Raw genomic sequence first — 16,484 nt, 5'->3', positions numbered from 1 at the left:
TCATCTCTCCTTTGACTGTATGCCTGAAAAAATCATAACGACGATCCCTTCCACATCCATCTCGCTGCGCATATTGTGGTGGATGTTCAACGCTGTGTAGCCAACAAGCGAGCCAAATATCAGATTAGCTGTTTTCTCCGGTGATTTGGAACCGATTCCTTCACGAATCATTTCCACAAACGGCAAATAGATCCGTTCCTGAAATTCGGCAAACAGCTTGTTGAACCGGTTTCCCGGGAAGTGATGAAAATTATCCGCAACCGTTTTAAGCAAAATAAATACGGAAGGATCCTGGATGCACTTCCGCAGGAGCAGCCTGGAGAACGACTCAGCTTTAAGCAAACTGCCGCCGTCCCCCGTCAAAGCGGGCAGTACTGCCGACTCCGTTCGATTCAGGGCATCCCACAGTAAATCTTCCAAAAGCATGTGCTTATTTTTATAGTAATGATACACGGTTCCGTAGCCGAGCTCTGCCTTGACCGCAACATCGCGTATTTCCAAATGAATGCCCTTCTCCAAATATACTTCCGCAGCCGCTTGCATAATTTGGTTCATCCGCATCTCCCGGATCGCGTCATTCTGTTCTTTGGTACGTGGTGACATGGCTCCTCCTTTTTTAGACCTGCAGTAATGTCAATGTAAAATCAATATACATCATTTGGAAGTAAGGATCAAGTACTTCAATTCGCCTGTTTTATCGGATAAAGCTTTATCCAGCAAAGGAAAAGAGTCGGGAAAAAACGCGAGACAATTTATGTCTCACGTTTCCCAAGCAGAGGTACAGAAAATTCATCGGAATACCTATTCACTCTAAATGAAAGTCTGGATTGATTATGTTCAATGCTAAGCGGAAAATAGTCATTGGAATATGTGACACGCCAATCATAGTAATGATTCAATATCGAGCTTAGCAATTTCTGTAAGGACTTATCTCAACCTCTAGCAGTCAATTTTTTGGCTTCAAGGTATTTGTTGTACTGCCTTTGATCCAGCTTACCTAACCCCCTAAAGTCCGGTTTGGTATTTGCCTCGATAAACCAGAATTCCCCTTTTTTGTCGATACCCATATCCAGACCTACGATCGTTAGTGGAAAATGTGAGCCCAGTATTTGAGCAATCTGGTAAGAAACATCGATTAATTTCCTCATTACTTCGATGCTGTTTAAATGCTGATCGATTCCTTTCAGTGCCCTGTTGATTCTTACATCCTTGGCTCCTTGGGCTATATTGGTAACAACTGAGGATTTCCGGGGAGCAACCTTGGCACTCATCCAGGAAAGATGCCATCGGTTCAAAGGCTTTTGCAGTACGACACGCACATCAAATGGCAGCCCATGATAGGTTGCATCCCATGGGCATCGGCATTATTACCGACAAGAACAATATTCTGACTCTGATTCTCAGCTAGAATAGGCAGCACGGATGGGAAATTATTGTATTTCATCACAACAAAAACGAGATCATAGAGATTATCAGATTGAAGCTCATGGATGACTTTTACTTCATCGACAGTGTTTTTAAGCTGAAAATAATGGCGAATGACAAGTCCGTCTTTCTTCAATTGTTCAGCTCGCTTCCCCCTGGCAAGGACTGTGACATCATTCCCCCCGCGCACTAGGGCATGAGCAAGATAACTTCCTTGAACTCCGGCGCCAAAAACTAATATCCTCATTGTCATGAATGCATTAATCCATTTGATAGGAGAAAAAGATTTCGAAAAAATAACGATTAATGAAATCGCAGAGCGTGCTGATGTAAATCGAGGTACCATTTATTCGCATTACTCGGACAAATACGATCTATTGGATAAGTGCCTGGAGGCTCACTTGTACTAATTGATCGAAAGCTGCTCCGTAGTAGATGAAACAGAACCTTATCCATCTAAGTCTTCATTGCTCCGTACGCTTGAACAATTGGAGAAGAATGCTCTCTTTTATAGGAATTTATTAAGCAACAAAGGCGTTCCTTCCTTCAGAAACCACTTACAAGAAATAATGAATAAGCAAATAATGGAACAAATCATTGAAAGCAATTTGGGCCTAGATGAGTTGAGTAAAGCTATCTTAGTGCAATTTTTGAGTTCGGCGATTGTCGGAGTGATTGAATGGTGGTTTACCCATACAATGCCCTGTTCTGTAGAAGAGATTACTGAAAAGCTTTGGTCACTGCTCGAGCTTAATCAGATGATACCCCGCACTCAATCTTGATTACACTATAAATTATTACTAAACGACCGGTTGTACTTAATCCTAATTCTCGATTCATTTAAAAGGGGGCACAACACTATAGATGTTGTGCCCCCTTAATTTGGAGGAAAGTTCTGGTTTTTGGAATTAAACACCAGGGTTATCGTCGATAACAGAACCGTCAAAAAAGATAGGGCCGATAATTTGAACATTACCTCTACTCGGAAAAGACGTGGCGGTAAGAACGTATGTTGCTGATCCCCCAGTAACTCCGGTTTCTGCATGATTCATACTAGTGGTTGTATCGCCGGAACTAGAAAAAGAAGTATCTCTAGTTTCAAAAAATACAGGTGAACCAATACGCCGAATCCGGAACCCGACAAGGCTCGTAGCGTCGCCATCAGCGTTCCAGCAGACCGTTGCAGATAAATTCACACGATCGTCCGCCTTGATATGATTCAAGGTTATAACCGCCATTTCAACTTCTGTATTCGCCGGTAAGGTGAAAGGCAGCGACTGACCTAGGGAAGTAGTACCAGTGAAAGGAGCTATGCTGGGCTCATTAAAATCATACCATACAAGTAATCTTTCTCTTTTTGCCATCTGATTGTTCCCCCAATTTCAAGAAAAAAGGGCGCTTTTCAGCGTCCCTTAAGCCTATAATACGGAAATGTTGCTTGGCATTCTGCCTGTACGTTGAATGGAACGAATCTGAGAAGTTGTTATCCGGAATCCAACCAGAATAAACGACGAGGTTACATTGTTAAAGTTGAAAGCTCGTAAGTCTGGAATGTTCTGGCTGCCACGGAAAATCCGAAAATTCCCTGTAAAGTTGAGCCCTGAAAACAATACTAACGTAACTTGACTAGGAATTACAACATTTCTTAACCGGAAACTAGAGATGATGTTGTTAAAACCGAATAATCCCAGATTTGGAACTGCCACGCCTCGTCTAAATGTTAAACTTCTTCCAGTAAAGTTAAAACCGGAGAAAAAAGTAACTCTAACATTTCGATTAAATATTAATCCCATCCCTTTCACCCTCCTAATCACAAGATAGTAATAGTGTATGAATTGGTTAATATATTGGCTTGGACTTATGTTCACCTGTGGCTGCCCTTATAGCAGCACACTCTCATTTAGAAATCGATTGTCCCTGACGATTTTTCTTACCTTTTTCATCGTATCCGCGTGTTTGGGCACTCCGGCGATTCGGTCGAGCAGCAGCCATCTCAGGCAGGCAATCGCTTCAAAGATCTCCAACTCCCCCGTCGCTACGGGCATTTCATCTTGGTATTTGTACAAAAACGTAAGGCTTTTGCTCTCGCTCAAATAGATACGCAGAAGCAGACAAGCCCATGATAGATCATACCTAGGATCCCCCAGTTGCCCGTTGGTCCAGTCGATCACCGTGTATTGGCCATTCTCTTCCAGAATATTGCATAAATTGAAATCGCCGTGAATAATCCGGTCCATTTTCATATCCGCTAAAGCGACGAGACGGATCAGTTCCTCTTTCATCGCCGGAAACGCCTCGATCCCCGGGAAAAAATACACAACAAAATCATACCTATCGAGCACCATACCTTCCAATCCATCCGGAGGCAGCCGATGAATGTCGGCTAGAACTGCTGCGATTTTCTTAAAAATTCTCGGACTCACCTTCGTTACTGTAGTGCCGTGATAGCGGGTCAGCAGCACACCGTCCCCAGTTTCACTTCGACCATAGGCGATCGGCTCGGATACGCGGACTCCCTGAAGATGAAGAGCTTCCAAAAGGCGATATTGGCGCAGGACATCAGGTTTAGAACGTTTGTTCCAAACCTTCAGCACAAAATGCTTCTCCCCCTGCGTGATCTTAACCACATCCGCCTCAAGCCCCGGTGAAAGCGGGCTAAGCGTCAATTCAGCCCATGAAGCAATCAGGTTATTCAAAATTGGGTTTGTTTCATGCCATTCAATACCCGCCAATGAGTGATTCATGAGGATCTTCCTTTCTTTCCTTTGCATTACTGAAATTAATCCAACCTCGAGCATTCACTTTCACATTTCGTAGCGAGGGGTGGAAGGTACTGCTTACACATTTATAGACAAGGTGGATAGCGGCATACTGCTCTTTGAAGTAACGCTCCGTCACCAGCTTAATGCGAAAGCCGACACCCATCAGCGATATCACTTGCCAGGTATTAGCGTAATCTGCCAGTTAGTGCGGCAAAGGGCTGCATCGTGGTACCTCCTTACCAAATTGTTTTGCACTTATTCGATAATTAGCGAAATCCATATAACTAAAAAACAGAATATTGGTACGATTAAAACTCCAACTATAATTGAAATCCAAATGATTGGACTTTTAAAGTAGTCTAATAACGTCTCATATGAAAAGAGCTTACCTCTTTTTTTCTCAAGCGATTTTAGACTATTCTCTAGAAAAGTTTTTACGTATAGCTCATCATGTTCTTGGAGTTTTGTCCAAATTTCATAATGTAAATTTCTATACTCTTCTACATCGATACTTTCCTTCAGTAGTGACATGCTTCCTCCCCTTTTTATTTAATAAACACCGCATCAGGTCAGAAATTTCCTCTTAATCGTAAAACACTGTTGATTAGTTGCTTTAATATGTTAATCGAACCAGGGTACCTCGTGGGTTTGCTTTTCAGCTCTTGTTTTTCGTTAGTATTGCTTTTCGATTTCTACACTGACAACCGTTTTCCATGTTTCTGGAGGAGGACAGAGCATCGCTGGTGTGAGGTAGATTTCTTTTCTGTAGCCTTTGACTTGATACCCCTCCAAAACTTAGCACCCCTCCAATTGGAACTATTATCCACAAAAACATTATGGCATTATTGATATTAATTTAAGTGTTTTTATATAATCACTCCGCATAACTGTCCGTCAACGAAAACAAAGAGCAGCTGCCAGCGAGCAAACTGCTTCTGTTCCGTTCAACTAACGTTTTTATTAGTTGAATCAGGCTTTGTCAAATGTTGATTTTAATCTATAAACAAAAAGTAGCCAATGGCTACCTAAAATTCCTCTATTCTATGTTATTTAGTGCTTTTTGTATTTTTCCTCCGTCGTTTTTATTAGCGTAATATTCTGTGTCAAACCTCAAACAAATATGATTGGATATTCTCAATATTTGTTTCTTTAGGTATAACAGTATCCAAAATTAATTCTCCCTCAGAAAACTCTTGACATATATTCTTATAGTGTTCTTTTAGCTCAGATAAATTAGTTATTAATTGGTTAGGTAATGGATTGATGCTTCGTTTAGTAAGTCTTTCTGACCAGGTTGATTCATCACTGCAGACACAATGTATCGTTTTTAATTCCCCACCTCTGTCTGCAATCCACTTTTCTAATTTCCTTACATCCTCAATATTATTTAGTCCGTAATCGAGTATAATGGCAGTATTTGAATGGATAACGTTCTCTAAGAAGCGATAAAGAAAATCGAAACAGATTTTGTTTCTTGAACCGTGCTCTGGAACGAAACCAGCAACAGAATCGTAAATATCATCCTTATGCAACACGGGTACATTGAGTCTCTTAGCAAGTTCGTTGGATATTGTCGATTTACCAGTCCCAGCTCTTCCTCTAAATAAAATGATTTTAGGCATACAAACTCTCCATCAGTTCCAATCTTCTGCCAAGGTAAAGTGGCGACTCAAAGGTGGTAAAAAGATATTATGACCGCTAGCTTAGAGCGAGCAACTCTTCTCTAGCCTCGATAAGCCAAGGATGCACTAAAACGTTCCATATCTTTCTTAGTATCTCCAGTAAAAAAAATGCCCTCGGTATACCTTTCGTATAATATGCTCACACAATTCCCCCAAAGTTTTTAATCAATATCTTATTTTAATTTTCTTCAAAGAGACGTCAGAAAATGGAAAAAAGTTCAAATCTGTTTATAACTAACCTCCAGTTACTTCAGCGAACATCAAAAAGGAGCTATCCAGCGGCAGCTCCTCACTATCGTTTTCCTTTAGTTTAATCGCTTTTTACAACACAAATGCCTATTCTTTACTGGTTAATCATCGGTTTGTCCCAGGAAATTAGGTAACGGTAATAGAAACGGCGTCGGATAATTGCCCCTGGAAGCACCTCTTGTGTCGCTTGGCGAATCTCAAATAATGACTCTTTAGGATCTGCAATCCGAACACCGGATCTTGCATCCCGCCATGAAGTCGGTCAATGACACGGATAGGGAGTGAAATGCAGTATTGTGATTCCAATATTTCTCCATTGCTATTTTCACTCCCATACTCTTTCGATCGTAGATTATACCTCAAGCCTCTCAGTATAGACAATAAAATTCTTATAAAGTTTCATTTTTGGGTATTTTATACACGAAATAACTTTAAACACCATTTCTGTTATTCTACCCATTCAATGAGCAAAAAGTGACCCACAGCAACGGGCTGTGGGTCATAATTATTTATATTTTAAAGGGGGTCAGTTTTATTATAGGCTTGATTCATTAAAGCAATATGAAAATAAGATCAACTGTTCGATTTGCCTCACTTTTTCGAATTTACTACTAATATTATTTCGTTTATCTGCAAGTTATTTCAATGAACAGTGAACAGCTGCCGCGGCGGTCTGCTCCCCTGTTTGATTCCCCATACTTTCATTTCACGAAGTAATAAGAATATAGGAAGGCCTAATGTATCATTTGATAATAATCTTGATGCTGTAAAAGGATTTGCGAGCTCATCTAAAGTCCTCCTTAGTTCTAAAAATTAATATATATGCATTGTATTTAAAAGCATTGTTCCAATACCATTCTAAAACGGAGTTGCAATAATTCGATTTATCAACTATCCATGCACGGTCAACTCGTTGGACGTCGCATAGTCCAATTCGCATAATAGATCTTGATACTTTTTGATAAATCCAAACATTTTACATGCCAGTAAGGGAGGTTGAAAGATGAATGAGGATAATGGAACTCGCCCTAACCAAAGGTCCGGAGATACTCCGGCTGCTTTTCATTCGCAGACTGTGGGCGAACGAGGTCCTGTATTGGAACAGGACAACGTGCTGCATGAAAAGCTGGAGACTTTCATCCATTCGAAATTGTTAGAAAGGCCCGTTCATGCCAAAGGATATGGTGCTTTCGGCTACTTTCAGACCGTACATGCCATGACGACTTACACGCAGCTTTGTTTCTTGCAAAATCCGGGTCAGCAGGTCCCAGTCGCAGTAAGATTCTCCTTAGCCGTCAGCAACAAAGGCACGCCGGATACTTCCCGTAACGTACGCGGATTCGCTACCAAGTTTTATACGGATCATGGGGTGTTCGATCTTGTCTGTAACCATATCCCCGTGTTCGCCGTCAGAGACGCCATCCGCTTTCCCGAGTTTATCAATGCCTTCTCGCCGTCTCCCGTCAACAACCTCATCGATCCGGAAAGAATTTGGAGCTTCGTCGCCAGAGCACCGGAATGCACAAATTTTCTCGTCCGGCTCTACTCCGACGCGGGTACTGTGAAGAGTCTTCGCCACATCCCGGGTCACAGCGTAAACACTTACGTCTGGAAAAACGCGCAAGGTGTGCGCTCTTACGTGAAATATCATTGGATGCCTCTTGCGGGCATGCAGTATATTGACCGACAAGAATCAGCCCGGCTCGCTTGCGAGAATCCGGATTATGCCGGCAAGGACCTATTCGATGCACTGAACGCGGGCAAAATGTTTGAATATGGGCTTTACGTGCAGCTGATGAACCCCCAAGACGAGTCTTTTCTCCCTTATGATCCGTTGGATAGTACAAAGGTATGGGATGAGCGGCAATATCCCTTACTGCCAGTCGGGAAATTGGTATTAAATAGCAATCCAAATAATTATATGGAGCAAGTGGAAAAGTTGGCTTTCTCCCCTTCCAACCTGCTGGAAGGCGCAGAGTTATCTGACGATAAGATACTGCAGGGGCGTGCAAATCCTTACTGGGATTCGCAGCGCCGGCGGCTTGGTCCGGATTTCCGAAAGATTCCGATTAATCATCAGCAGAACTGGACGCCTGATTCCCTTGTGACCAGCGGCAATGGGAGATTCGTGGAAGGACGCCTTGTGCGTTCCGACTTGCCCAAGCAAGACGACTTCGCGCAAGCCGGTCAGTATTATCTTGCTCTTGCCCCATTGCAGCAAGAACATTTGATAGATAACCTGGTCGTCGATCTTACCGGCATATCCCTCGATACGCAAAACATCGTGCTTAGCTACCTGTACCAGGCGTCCTCCGAGCTTGGAGAACGAGTCGCTCGAAAGATCCAAACTTCATAAGGGATAAGGCCAATCAGATAAGAATTTCTTTGAACTAGAGACAGATTACTTACATATATAATTACATCTGTTAGAGGGAGGGACTTTTCAAAATGTATAGCGGGTTCAGCGGGTATCATGATCAACATTCCCTTATTCCTCCGGCATTAAATAACATTTTGGAGCGGTGGACTGGGGAACCCAAAAAAACAGTTTACTTGTTAATCAACAAATATGGTTTACCTAATGACGCAAGCTGGACAAAAATTACATGGTTTAATAATGGTCCTTGGAAACGGACAGTTGTTCATCTTCATACAGTACCTCATAACACTCCAACCCCCCATCTTGATTATTTAGCACAAACCATTGATTATAAAGTCCCGGTTCAATTCTTTGATGACTTAGCAAGGTTTGATGGTAGTTTATATCCAGACCGAACGGCTGGTGAAGCTACGGCTAAATGCGATCAAGAAGCGGCGAATTTTATGGCTTTGAACTTGATGAACGACATCATTACTGGTAAGCGAACCGTAGAAGATGCACGCCATGCTGCAGTTGAAGTTGAAAAAGCTTTTCGACTAAAAGGACAATCGTCACCTTACACCACAGGATTCCTATTCCAAAAACAATCTCAAACTGCTGATCCCGATGTTGCCTATTTCTAAGTGATATATCTTCCCTCGTCCAAACAAGAATTTATTACTGACATAGAATATTGCGTAAGTTAATTCTTTAAAAGCAAGGAGTGATTGAGTATGTCAGGTTATGGATATGGATATGGAACAAGCGCCGCCGCCATATTAGTACTCTTTATTCTTTTGGTTATTATTACTACTGCTTTCGTATGGTAATTTCAACACTCCAGTAAAGAGAAGGCCCCGAGCGTATTTCCGCCTCGGGGCCGCTTTCATTTGATCGGACTTACAACAATCAGCGCAAGTATAGCTGCCTCATAATGGAATATAATCTACTTTGTAGCCACTATCATGAACCTTTTGGAATTTGTGCAAATTCCCTTTGGCGTTCCGATGTCTAGAAGAACATCCGAACTTTTACACCTTTTTATTACTTCTTCATAAAAATCCCACTGAACCCCTTCAGACGTTACCTGCAAGTGGCTAAAATCCCAACCGTTTATTTTTCCAACCTTATCATAAAAATCTTGATAATCTAACTCATTCATTTAATGAATACCACCTTTCAAATGATAAAAAGCCAAGTCACATTACAGTGTCTTGGCTTCACCTTTTTGGAATGACTCCCACACTGTTCTCAGCGTTAGTTATCAGAAAAAGGGCATACTTCTCCCTTGATGACTGGTACGCGTTTTTTCCAGCCCGAAAACTAATTACTTCGAAAAAATTGGAGAGCGACAATATGATTCATGATATAAAGGAATATGTAAAATATTTAGATGGGATTCATAAACGAAGGATGCAATATATGAAAGCAATACCTAATGAACTCTTAGATTGGAAACCTTCTGAAGATAAATTTTCTACAGGTGATTTATTGCGACATATCGCATCATCTCGATTGATGTTTCTTGGTATATTTGAATATGAAACGTGGACATACACAGGACATGATAGTGGTAAGGGGGCTTCTCTTGAAGATATTTCAAATTATTTAGAGGCATGTCAGATTAGACTAACAGAGGGTCTATTAAAAGTTGGCAATACTGTGTTGACAAAAAAGGTTATAACCCTTCATGGCCATGAAGTTAGTGTGTGGAGAATTCTTATGGCAATTCCAGAACATGAAATCCATCATCGGGGACAAATCTCTACATATTTATCCCGACGATCATCGGTTACTCGGGCTCTCCGATTAAATTGGGTTCGCTATAATGTAGGCGGATTTGTGTCGTTCAACGACAATGAGGGAACATTTGTGTCGTTGGACAGGTTGACAAAATGAGTGCTGCAGAGCCGGCCATAGCCGAATTGTCAAGTGAAAGTGCCCGAGATGATTGAAGGCAAATTGCAACTCGTAGCCGCGCGGTGTACGAAGGCGTCGATGGATTCGGCATTCATCATGTCGAGGGACTCCACTTCCGCATTCGAAATCTCGACTAACACTTCTCGGGCCTTTTCAGGATTGCACGTATGGACTATCACCTGAGCACAGGTTTTAGCCAAGGCGCGGGTCGCCTCCAAACCGATGCCAGCGCCAGCTGCTGTGCGGAGATAGACGTACAATTCTTTCGGGTACAGCCCTCCGCCGGAAGTGACGAATCTGTGGTACTTCTACACCGGAACGGCATGAAAGTGGCTTACTTGCGACACAAAATTATGATTATTATGCAGCTGTTCGGCAATAGGCGTCTAATGTTTTATAAGAGTACTACAAAGTAAACCCTCTTCCTCATCAGAAGCATAGAATAGGCTCTACAATCCATTTTTAATTTTTTTTCTCACTAGATACTTCGCATACTGAATGGGACGCTGTATGGATTTGCGGTAAAGGCCCATTTCCTTCGTGCCCAAAAAGATGGAATGGCTCGGCTTCGGGTTCGCCTCAATTAACCAGACATTCCCTTTCACATCGATACCAACATCCAAACCGAACTCCACCATTGAGCCATACCGCTCCTCAATCACTTCCATCAATTTCATGGCCATATGATCGCATTCCCGGCTGATTTGCTTGGCTTTCTCCGGGCCGAACCGTCGGATCATGAACGGTTCAAAACGCAATGCCTTTCCGTCTCCATGAACCAGATTGGTGGTGGGGCTGTTTTTAGCACTGACCCGCATGCCTTTCCCGGTCACTACCCACTTACCCCTTTCGTTTTTTTGGATGATCAGTCGGGCATCCAGTACGCGTCCGGTGATCAGTTCCAGATTCAACCCTTGCTGGATCATGAAGTTTCCGGTGCGGATCCGCTGCGTACTCACCCATGAATTTAGCCAGCGGACTGCCGAATCTTCCGAGGGCAGAACAATATGCGTCAATCGTGCCGATTTTTTTCGGCCCTTGATGTGAAATGTACCGGATTTTCGTGAGAGTTTAACTACACTGTGGCCACCAGTACCGTTGCCTGGTTTAATGTAGAGGATAGGATGCTTGCGGATCATGTCCCGTAAGTTTTGAGGAGTATAAAGCAAGGTTTCCGGTATCCATTGCTTCACCTTCTCCGATTTACTAAATAACTTTGTAGCTTTCCATTTGTAGGTGAACTTATGATTGGCATAAGTGAACAAATCTTTCCGGCGGCGCATATCCCGAAAAGGTTTTTTAAGATACCGGCAAAAATCAATCACGACATCTGGGTAAGGATAGATGTTCATCTTCCAGCGATTCGAAGTGGAAGGCATAAATCCGTGAATTTTTTTGTCTTTTTCTTTTAGATCTAAATGAGAGAACACAACAACCTGGCTATCTAGTTTTTCGCCTTCACGGACTAAGTCGCGCAAAAAACTGCCATTCATAAACGTTTTATTTATTCTGTGTGCCAGAATACCAATAAGAGGTTTCATTAATCGTAACATACTCCCATATCTCAGTTAGCATTAATAACGTATGTGCGAAAGAGAAAAAGGGATGCTTGTCGATAAAAAAATGCCTGATATTTACGTCTGGGCAGGAGCCTCTTTTGTTTTCTACGCTAAACTGCCCTTCATTTAACCATTTGAAATTTCGATAAGCCGATCAGGTAACTGGCTGTCGCTATGTCGGTGGATGGCAATAGCCCGTCTTCTCATGTATCGACCGATGTAGCCCAGTTCCTCTTTTACGTTCCCTCGTTGTTTCGGTGCATGCACATAAAAGCCGTCTCCATTTTGCTTATACGCTGCTTGGAGTCGACTTTGTACTTTCTTCTTTTCTACATCGCTTAAGTTCCGCCGAATGAGCTTCAACACAAATTGCCCCCCTCTATTCGACTAAACTGCCTGTGCTTACGCGACACAAACATATGCTCTTTTAACTCTTGTCATTTTCGGACGCTGGAGACAGATTCGTTACGATCATTCCTGCTGCGTCTAAAACGAGTTGAAGTCTTGTCACGGTTCAACCTGTAAATATCTAATTGGGCTCAGACGAGTAGATGATCGACAACAACAAAAAAAGTCGCTGCATTCGCGACTTTAATCATAAACTAATCCCTTTGCCTAGTAAAAAGCAACATGATGAATGAAATAACAATCATCGAACCTGTCCAGGCCCACGCCATCGTCGTATTGCCCGCATCAACCGCAACGAAAATAGCTGTAGGAATGGTCTGGGTTTTTCCAGGTATATTCCCTGCTATCATTAACGTCGCTCCGAATTCGCCAAGGCCACGAGCAAATCCGAGAATAAAAGCAGTAACTAGTGAACGAAAAGTCAATGGAAGCGTTATGTACTTGAAGACCTGCCATTCATTGGCTCCCGTCGAGCTCGCTGCCCCTTCCATATCCCGATCTACGGAGGAAAATCCGACCTTCATCGTTTGATATACAAGTGGGAAGGCCACCACGATCGAAGCGATCACGGCAGCCCACCAGGTGAATATAATCGGTGCGGCAAAAAGCCATTCAATCCATTTCCCAAACCAGCTTTTTCGGCCCAGTATGACTAAAAGTATAAATCCAACCACGGTTGGAGGAAGAACTAGCGGAAGCATAAAAGCTGTTTCAAGAATCGTTTTGCCTTTAAACTTTTTTCGAGACATCCACCAGGCAATAGCCACACCAATTATGACAACTATTAAGCTGGACAGAATGGATACTTGCAACGAAAGTCTGATCGGAGTCCAAAATTCATGCCAATTCATAACGACCATAATTAATTCAGGACGGAAAATCCATATTTCACAAAAACATCAAGTGCTTCTTTGGACTGCAAATAGTTGTAAAAACCTTCGGCCTCTTTGCTATGCTTCGTTGCCTTCACAACTCCGATTGGGTATACAACGGGCGCATATGTTTTGGCATCTACAGCGAATGCGACTTTTACTTTTTGTGAGGTTAATGCGTCTGTTTTATAGACGAACCCAACATCTGCATTTCCTGTTTCTACATATTGAAGAACTTGTCTTACATCTTTCCCTTGAACCATCTTGGACTGTAAAGAATCCCAGAGTTTCGAGTTTGTGAGCGCTTCTTTGGCATATCCTCCCGCCGGCACACTTTCAGGAATGCCGATCGCAATGTTCTTCACATCGGACTTGGACAAATCCGCAACGCTTGCTATCGATGCTTTTCCATCAGCAGAAACGACAGCCACCAATTCATTACTCAACACATTTTTTTGTTGATTTGCATTGATGAGTTGTTTATCAACGAGCGCTTTCATGTTCTTGGTAGCCGCAGAAAGGAACAAGTCAGCAGGGGCTCCCTGCTCAATCTGCTGCTGCAATGCACCGGATGCGCCGAAGTTAAAATTCAATTTGATATTTGGATTTTTTGTTTCATAAGCCTTTTGAATTTCCTTAAGAGCATCCGTCATGCTCGCTGCAGCAGATACCGTCAATTCGACACTTTCAGCCGTTTTTGGGCTTGGTGTACTCGTACTTGGAGTTTGTGAACTGGCGTTACTGGTTGTTGTTGAATTTGGTGCCGTACCGCAGCCTGCTATTGCTAACATCAAGGACAAAACAATTAACAGAACCGCACTACTCTTTACATTTTTAAGCATAAATCCCCCTCCAAAGATATATTTAATTATATTTAAACAAAACTATTATACTTTTCGTGGAATCTCTTGTAAACTACAACGAACTATTTATATCTAATCTTAATTGTCCCCAACGATTTTCAACAATCGAGCGAACAAATTTACGACCCCTTCTCTTGTCAAACTGGCTTGGGGCATAATTTTTCCACCATCATTTGGTATAAGGTTTACTTAAGACCAACAGTGATCGAACCACGTGCCCATTCGCTTATGAGGTTACCGCCAGAATAATTCGATTCCAAGTGGGTGACATCGCTATGTGTAACTATATTTCGTTCAATTGTGTTATAATTAGTTTTAAAACCAAGCAACTAATGCAGCTGACCGGGAGGATCACGATATGTCCAACGACATGTCTTATACAACAGAGGAAATCGCCAAACTATTGAAAATATCAAAGCTCACCGTCTACGATCTGATCAAAAAAGGGGAGTTGCCTTCCTATCGGGTCGGTAAACAAATGAGAGTGGATGCCACTGACCTGGAGGCGTACAAACAACGGTCAAGAATGGTCGTATTACCGGACCATCCTGTAGAGGCCCATTCGTCCATACAATCCCAACCATCGACCTTCTCAAGTCCGAATCGCCCCATCGTGATAACCGGGCATGACATTGGCTTAGATATTTTGGCCAAGCATATGGAAAAGGGAATTCCCGGCCTTCGGCCTTTACGATCGTTTGTCGGCAGTCTTGACAGCTTAATTTCCATGTACAAAGGTGAGTCTGACATCGTTAGCACCCACCTCTTAGATGGAGATACCGGAGAATACAACCTCCCCTATATTCGAAAGTTACTCGTTGGATCTTCTTATGTAGTCGTCAACTTGCTTTCCAGAAATGCAGGATTGTATGTCAAACAAGGAAATCCATTCGAGCTTAAACAATGGTCCGATTTAAGCCGTCCAGGACTGCGATTTGTAAACCGGGAGAAAGGATCCGGAGCCAGAGTATTGCTTGACGAACAGCTTCGTCTTCACAGAATCAAACCCGGACAACTTGTCGGATATGACAAAGAGCAAACCAATCATCTCGGAGTGGCAACGAAAGTTGCGTCCGGCGAAGCCGACGTTGGCGTTGGTATAGAAAAAGCAGCCTCAATCGTCGGGCAAATTGATTTCATCCCTCTAATCCAGGAACGTTATGATTTGGTGATGCTTAAAACTCCAACGAACCAGGCTTGGATCCCTACCCTTTTGCGAATCCTGCAGTCTGATCCCTTCAAGAAGGAACTACTGGCGATTCCAGGGTACGACTTATCCCGAACAGGGGAAATTTTGTTTGAAACCTGAGCCTCACGTCAATTTCAACGATATCTTTTACTCAATCTGATCCTAGGGTCTCACTCTAATCATGAACGCTCATTAGTCCGCCAAGGATGACCGGCAAGTCCCAGGAATTCATTGGCGGCAACACTTCCTCAAGCCGTTCTTCGGCATTAATTCATCATTCAAATCCTCCCCTCTAACCCAATAAATATATTTAGGATAATTTACCTTCGAATTACTGTATCGTAGAATATAAAAAATCCTCTTCAATATTGAAGAGGTTCCATCGTATCATTCCTGATAAGTAATATATTTCCTTTTTGCTCATTAAAACCGTTATTATCAAACACCAGGTAATCATTGACTTCAATCGTAGCGCGATATATTTTATTATATTATACGATAAATCTATATCCGGAGCCCCATACCGTGCCGATATACTGTGGCTTAGACGGCGTCTCCTCAATTTTCTCCCGGATGCGGGCGATGTGAACCGTCACTGTAGCCGCATCGCCTAAGCTATCCAAGCCCCATATGCGTTCGAACAGCTCCTCTTTGCCGAATACCCGGTTGGCGTTCTGCAGCAGGAACAGCAGCAGGTCGAACTCCTTTTGAGCAAGCATCACTTCATTGCCGTTCACGAACACGCGACGAGCATCCTTATGCACTTCCAAGCCCCGTACTTGCAGCTTGGTGCCATCATTGCCTTTTCCGAACCGCTCTTTCATCCGTTCGAACTTTTTCAGATGTGCGCTAACTCGAGCCACCAATTCACCCGAACTGAACGGCTTTGTGATGTAATCGTCCGCGCCGAGTCCCAGTCCGTTAATTTTATAAATCTCCTCCGCCCTTGCGGACACGAGCAGCACCGGAATATCGTCCCGCTCTCGAACGTTTCTCAGCACCTCGAAGCCGTCGATGTCCGGCAGCATAATATCCAGGAGGATCAGCTCGAACTCCTCTTCCTTGAGCACTTGGAGAGCTGCCGTTCCACTGTTTACGATTTTCACGGCATAGCCGCTCAGCACGAGATAGTCCCGCTGCAGATTGGCGATGCTTTGGTCGTCTTCCACGATTAAAATCTTCTTCATCTTCTAACT

Annotated in this window: 19 protein-coding genes and 3 pseudogenes; 7 read left to right on the top strand and 15 right to left on the bottom strand. The window is 42.9% G+C overall.

Translation table 11 applies throughout. From position 1 onward, the window contains the following. The 3 genes and pseudogenes from ACFQZT_RS26620 to ACFQZT_RS26610 all read right to left on the bottom strand — a co-directional run. Complete coding sequence (locus ACFQZT_RS26620; RefSeq protein WP_379304925.1) at window positions 1–603, bottom strand: TetR/AcrR family transcriptional regulator; 603 nt, start codon at window positions 601–603, stop codon at window positions 1–3. Window positions 604–932: 329 nt separating this feature from the next. Next, window positions 933–1,319: a YheC/YheD family protein gene (locus tag ACFQZT_RS26615; protein WP_379304923.1), complete on the bottom strand. Its 387-nt coding sequence runs from the start codon at window positions 1,317–1,319 to the stop codon at window positions 933–935. A 23-nt stretch (window positions 1,320–1,342) separates the two neighbouring features. Continuing rightward, window positions 1,343–1,672: pseudogene (locus tag ACFQZT_RS26610) on the bottom strand (ketopantoate reductase family protein); the annotation flags it as partial. A gap of 4 nt (window positions 1,673–1,676) precedes the next feature. On the opposite strand from ACFQZT_RS26610, the gene ACFQZT_RS26605 reads away from it, so the two are divergent. Further along, entirely contained in the window at window positions 1,677–1,835 is a 159-nt protein-coding gene (locus ACFQZT_RS26605) for a TetR/AcrR family transcriptional regulator (RefSeq protein WP_379304921.1), read from the top strand. After that, on the top strand, window positions 1,836–2,207 hold the full coding sequence (locus ACFQZT_RS26600) for a TetR-like C-terminal domain-containing protein (RefSeq protein ID WP_379304919.1): 372 nt from the start codon (window positions 1,836–1,838) through the stop codon (window positions 2,205–2,207). Between the two features lie 126 nt (window positions 2,208–2,333). Here the strand turns inward: ACFQZT_RS26600 and ACFQZT_RS26595 are convergent, their stop codons facing one another. From ACFQZT_RS26595 to ACFQZT_RS26575, 5 genes are all read right to left on the bottom strand, one after another. Then, on the bottom strand, window positions 2,334–2,789 hold the full coding sequence (locus tag ACFQZT_RS26595) for a hypothetical protein (RefSeq protein ID WP_379304917.1): 456 nt from the start codon (window positions 2,787–2,789) through the stop codon (window positions 2,334–2,336). 54 nt (window positions 2,790–2,843) lie between these two features. Continuing rightward, window positions 2,844–3,218 (bottom strand): beta/gamma crystallin family protein, encoded by a 375-nt coding sequence (locus ACFQZT_RS26590; RefSeq protein WP_379304915.1) that lies wholly within the window; start codon window positions 3,216–3,218, stop codon window positions 2,844–2,846. An 87-nt stretch (window positions 3,219–3,305) separates the two neighbouring features. Then, complete coding sequence (locus tag ACFQZT_RS26585) at window positions 3,306–4,169, bottom strand: phosphotransferase family protein (protein WP_379304913.1); 864 nt, start codon at window positions 4,167–4,169, stop codon at window positions 3,306–3,308. 273 nt (window positions 4,170–4,442) lie between these two features. After that, window positions 4,443–4,718, bottom strand: coding sequence for a hypothetical protein (locus ACFQZT_RS26580; protein WP_379304911.1), 276 nt, complete (start codon window positions 4,716–4,718; stop codon window positions 4,443–4,445). A gap of 572 nt (window positions 4,719–5,290) precedes the next feature. Next, window positions 5,291–5,809 carry a P-loop nucleotide/nucleoside kinase family protein gene (locus ACFQZT_RS26575; RefSeq protein WP_379304909.1) on the bottom strand — a complete coding sequence of 173 codons (519 nt, stop codon included), beginning with the start codon at window positions 5,807–5,809 and terminating at the stop codon, window positions 5,291–5,293. A gap of 1,312 nt (window positions 5,810–7,121) precedes the next feature. Here ACFQZT_RS26575 and ACFQZT_RS26570 point away from each other — a divergent pair. From ACFQZT_RS26570 to ACFQZT_RS26560, 3 genes are all read left to right on the top strand, one after another. Continuing rightward, on the top strand, window positions 7,122–8,474 hold the full coding sequence (locus ACFQZT_RS26570; protein ID WP_379304907.1) for a catalase: 1,353 nt from the start codon (window positions 7,122–7,124) through the stop codon (window positions 8,472–8,474). Window positions 8,475–8,566: 92 nt separating this feature from the next. After that, window positions 8,567–9,121 carry a hypothetical protein gene (locus ACFQZT_RS26565; RefSeq protein WP_379304905.1) on the top strand — a complete coding sequence of 185 codons (555 nt, stop codon included), beginning with the start codon at window positions 8,567–8,569 and terminating at the stop codon, window positions 9,119–9,121. Between the two features lie 90 nt (window positions 9,122–9,211). Then, entirely contained in the window at window positions 9,212–9,307 is a 96-nt protein-coding gene (locus ACFQZT_RS26560; RefSeq protein ID WP_379304903.1) for a YjcZ family sporulation protein, read from the top strand. Between the two features lie 161 nt (window positions 9,308–9,468). Here the strand turns inward: ACFQZT_RS26560 and ACFQZT_RS26555 are convergent. Then, a pseudogene (locus ACFQZT_RS26555) lies at window positions 9,469–9,639 on the bottom strand (SAM-dependent methyltransferase); the annotation flags it as partial. Between the two features lie 194 nt (window positions 9,640–9,833). Here ACFQZT_RS26555 and ACFQZT_RS26550 point away from each other — a divergent pair. Continuing rightward, window positions 9,834–10,376 carry a DinB family protein gene (locus tag ACFQZT_RS26550; RefSeq protein ID WP_379304901.1) on the top strand — a complete coding sequence of 181 codons (543 nt, stop codon included), beginning with the start codon at window positions 9,834–9,836 and terminating at the stop codon, window positions 10,374–10,376. Between the two features lie 29 nt (window positions 10,377–10,405). Here ACFQZT_RS26550 and ACFQZT_RS26545 read toward each other — a convergent pair whose 3' ends face one another. The 5 genes and pseudogenes from ACFQZT_RS26545 to modA all read right to left on the bottom strand — a co-directional run bounded on the left by ACFQZT_RS26545 (window position 10,406) and on the right by modA (window position 14,078). Further along, complete coding sequence (locus ACFQZT_RS26545) at window positions 10,406–10,657, bottom strand: SDR family NAD(P)-dependent oxidoreductase (RefSeq protein ID WP_379304899.1); 252 nt, start codon at window positions 10,655–10,657, stop codon at window positions 10,406–10,408. Window positions 10,658–10,846: 189 nt separating this feature from the next. Continuing rightward, on the bottom strand, window positions 10,847–11,938 hold the full coding sequence (locus tag ACFQZT_RS26540) for a YheC/YheD family endospore coat-associated protein (protein ID WP_379304897.1): 1,092 nt from the start codon (window positions 11,936–11,938) through the stop codon (window positions 10,847–10,849). Window positions 11,939–12,133: 195 nt separating this feature from the next. Continuing rightward, window positions 12,134–12,322: pseudogene (locus ACFQZT_RS26535) on the bottom strand (transposase); the annotation flags it as partial. 236 nt (window positions 12,323–12,558) lie between these two features. Beyond that, window positions 12,559–13,224: a molybdate ABC transporter permease subunit gene (gene modB, locus ACFQZT_RS26530; RefSeq protein WP_379304893.1), complete on the bottom strand. Its 666-nt coding sequence runs from the start codon at window positions 13,222–13,224 to the stop codon at window positions 12,559–12,561. 2 nt (window positions 13,225–13,226) lie between these two features. Then, complete coding sequence (modA, locus tag ACFQZT_RS26525; protein ID WP_379304891.1) at window positions 13,227–14,078, bottom strand: molybdate ABC transporter substrate-binding protein; 852 nt, start codon at window positions 14,076–14,078, stop codon at window positions 13,227–13,229. Window positions 14,079–14,457: 379 nt separating this feature from the next. Here modA and ACFQZT_RS26520 point away from each other — a divergent pair, with 379 nt between their 5' ends. Next, complete coding sequence (locus ACFQZT_RS26520) at window positions 14,458–15,408, top strand: substrate-binding domain-containing protein (protein ID WP_379304889.1); 951 nt, start codon at window positions 14,458–14,460, stop codon at window positions 15,406–15,408. 371 nt (window positions 15,409–15,779) lie between these two features. Here the strand turns inward: ACFQZT_RS26520 and ACFQZT_RS26515 are convergent, their stop codons facing one another. Then, window positions 15,780–16,475 carry a response regulator transcription factor gene (locus ACFQZT_RS26515; RefSeq protein ID WP_379304887.1) on the bottom strand — a complete coding sequence of 232 codons (696 nt, stop codon included), beginning with the start codon at window positions 16,473–16,475 and terminating at the stop codon, window positions 15,780–15,782. Window positions 16,476–16,484 lie beyond the last annotated feature (9 nt).

The organism is Paenibacillus sp. GCM10027628 (genome assembly GCF_042676385.1).
In the GTDB taxonomy this organism is placed as follows: Bacteria; Bacillota; Bacilli; order Paenibacillales; family NBRC-103111; genus Paenibacillus_E.
The sequence above is the reverse complement of the archived record's forward strand: the minus strand, read 5'-3'. Positions and strand labels throughout refer to the sequence as shown.

Excerpts from the sequence above, each read along its gene's own strand:
- modB (WP_379304893.1), bottom strand. The coding sequence starts at position 13,224 with ATGGTCGTTATGAATTGGCATGAATTTTGGACTCCGATCAGACTTTCG.
- ACFQZT_RS26585 (WP_379304913.1), bottom strand. The coding sequence starts at position 4,169 with ATGAATCACTCATTGGCGGGTATTGAATGGCATGAAACAAACCCAATT.
- ACFQZT_RS26620 (WP_379304925.1), bottom strand. The coding sequence starts at position 603 with ATGTCACCACGTACCAAAGAACAGAATGACGCGATCCGGGAGATGCGG.
- modA (WP_379304891.1), bottom strand. The coding sequence starts at position 14,078 with ATGCTTAAAAATGTAAAGAGTAGTGCGGTTCTGTTAATTGTTTTGTCC.
- ACFQZT_RS26580 (WP_379304911.1), bottom strand. The coding sequence starts at position 4,718 with ATGTCACTACTGAAGGAAAGTATCGATGTAGAAGAGTATAGAAATTTA.
- ACFQZT_RS26565 (WP_379304905.1), top strand. The coding sequence starts at position 8,567 with ATGTATAGCGGGTTCAGCGGGTATCATGATCAACATTCCCTTATTCCT.
- ACFQZT_RS26540 (WP_379304897.1), bottom strand. The coding sequence starts at position 11,938 with ATGAAACCTCTTATTGGTATTCTGGCACACAGAATAAATAAAACGTTT.
- ACFQZT_RS26605 (WP_379304921.1), top strand. The coding sequence starts at position 1,677 with ATGAATGCATTAATCCATTTGATAGGAGAAAAAGATTTCGAAAAAATA.
- ACFQZT_RS26590 (WP_379304915.1), bottom strand. The coding sequence starts at position 3,218 with ATGGGATTAATATTTAATCGAAATGTTAGAGTTACTTTTTTCTCCGGT.
- ACFQZT_RS26520 (WP_379304889.1), top strand. The coding sequence starts at position 14,458 with ATGTCCAACGACATGTCTTATACAACAGAGGAAATCGCCAAACTATTG.
- ACFQZT_RS26550 (WP_379304901.1), top strand. The coding sequence starts at position 9,834 with ATGATTCATGATATAAAGGAATATGTAAAATATTTAGATGGGATTCAT.
- ACFQZT_RS26575 (WP_379304909.1), bottom strand. The coding sequence starts at position 5,809 with ATGCCTAAAATCATTTTATTTAGAGGAAGAGCTGGGACTGGTAAATCG.
- ACFQZT_RS26595 (WP_379304917.1), bottom strand. The coding sequence starts at position 2,789 with ATGGCAAAAAGAGAAAGATTACTTGTATGGTATGATTTTAATGAGCCC.
- ACFQZT_RS26560 (WP_379304903.1), top strand. The coding sequence starts at position 9,212 with ATGTCAGGTTATGGATATGGATATGGAACAAGCGCCGCCGCCATATTA.
- ACFQZT_RS26515 (WP_379304887.1), bottom strand. The coding sequence starts at position 16,475 with ATGAAGAAGATTTTAATCGTGGAAGACGACCAAAGCATCGCCAATCTG.
- ACFQZT_RS26570 (WP_379304907.1), top strand. The coding sequence starts at position 7,122 with ATGAATGAGGATAATGGAACTCGCCCTAACCAAAGGTCCGGAGATACT.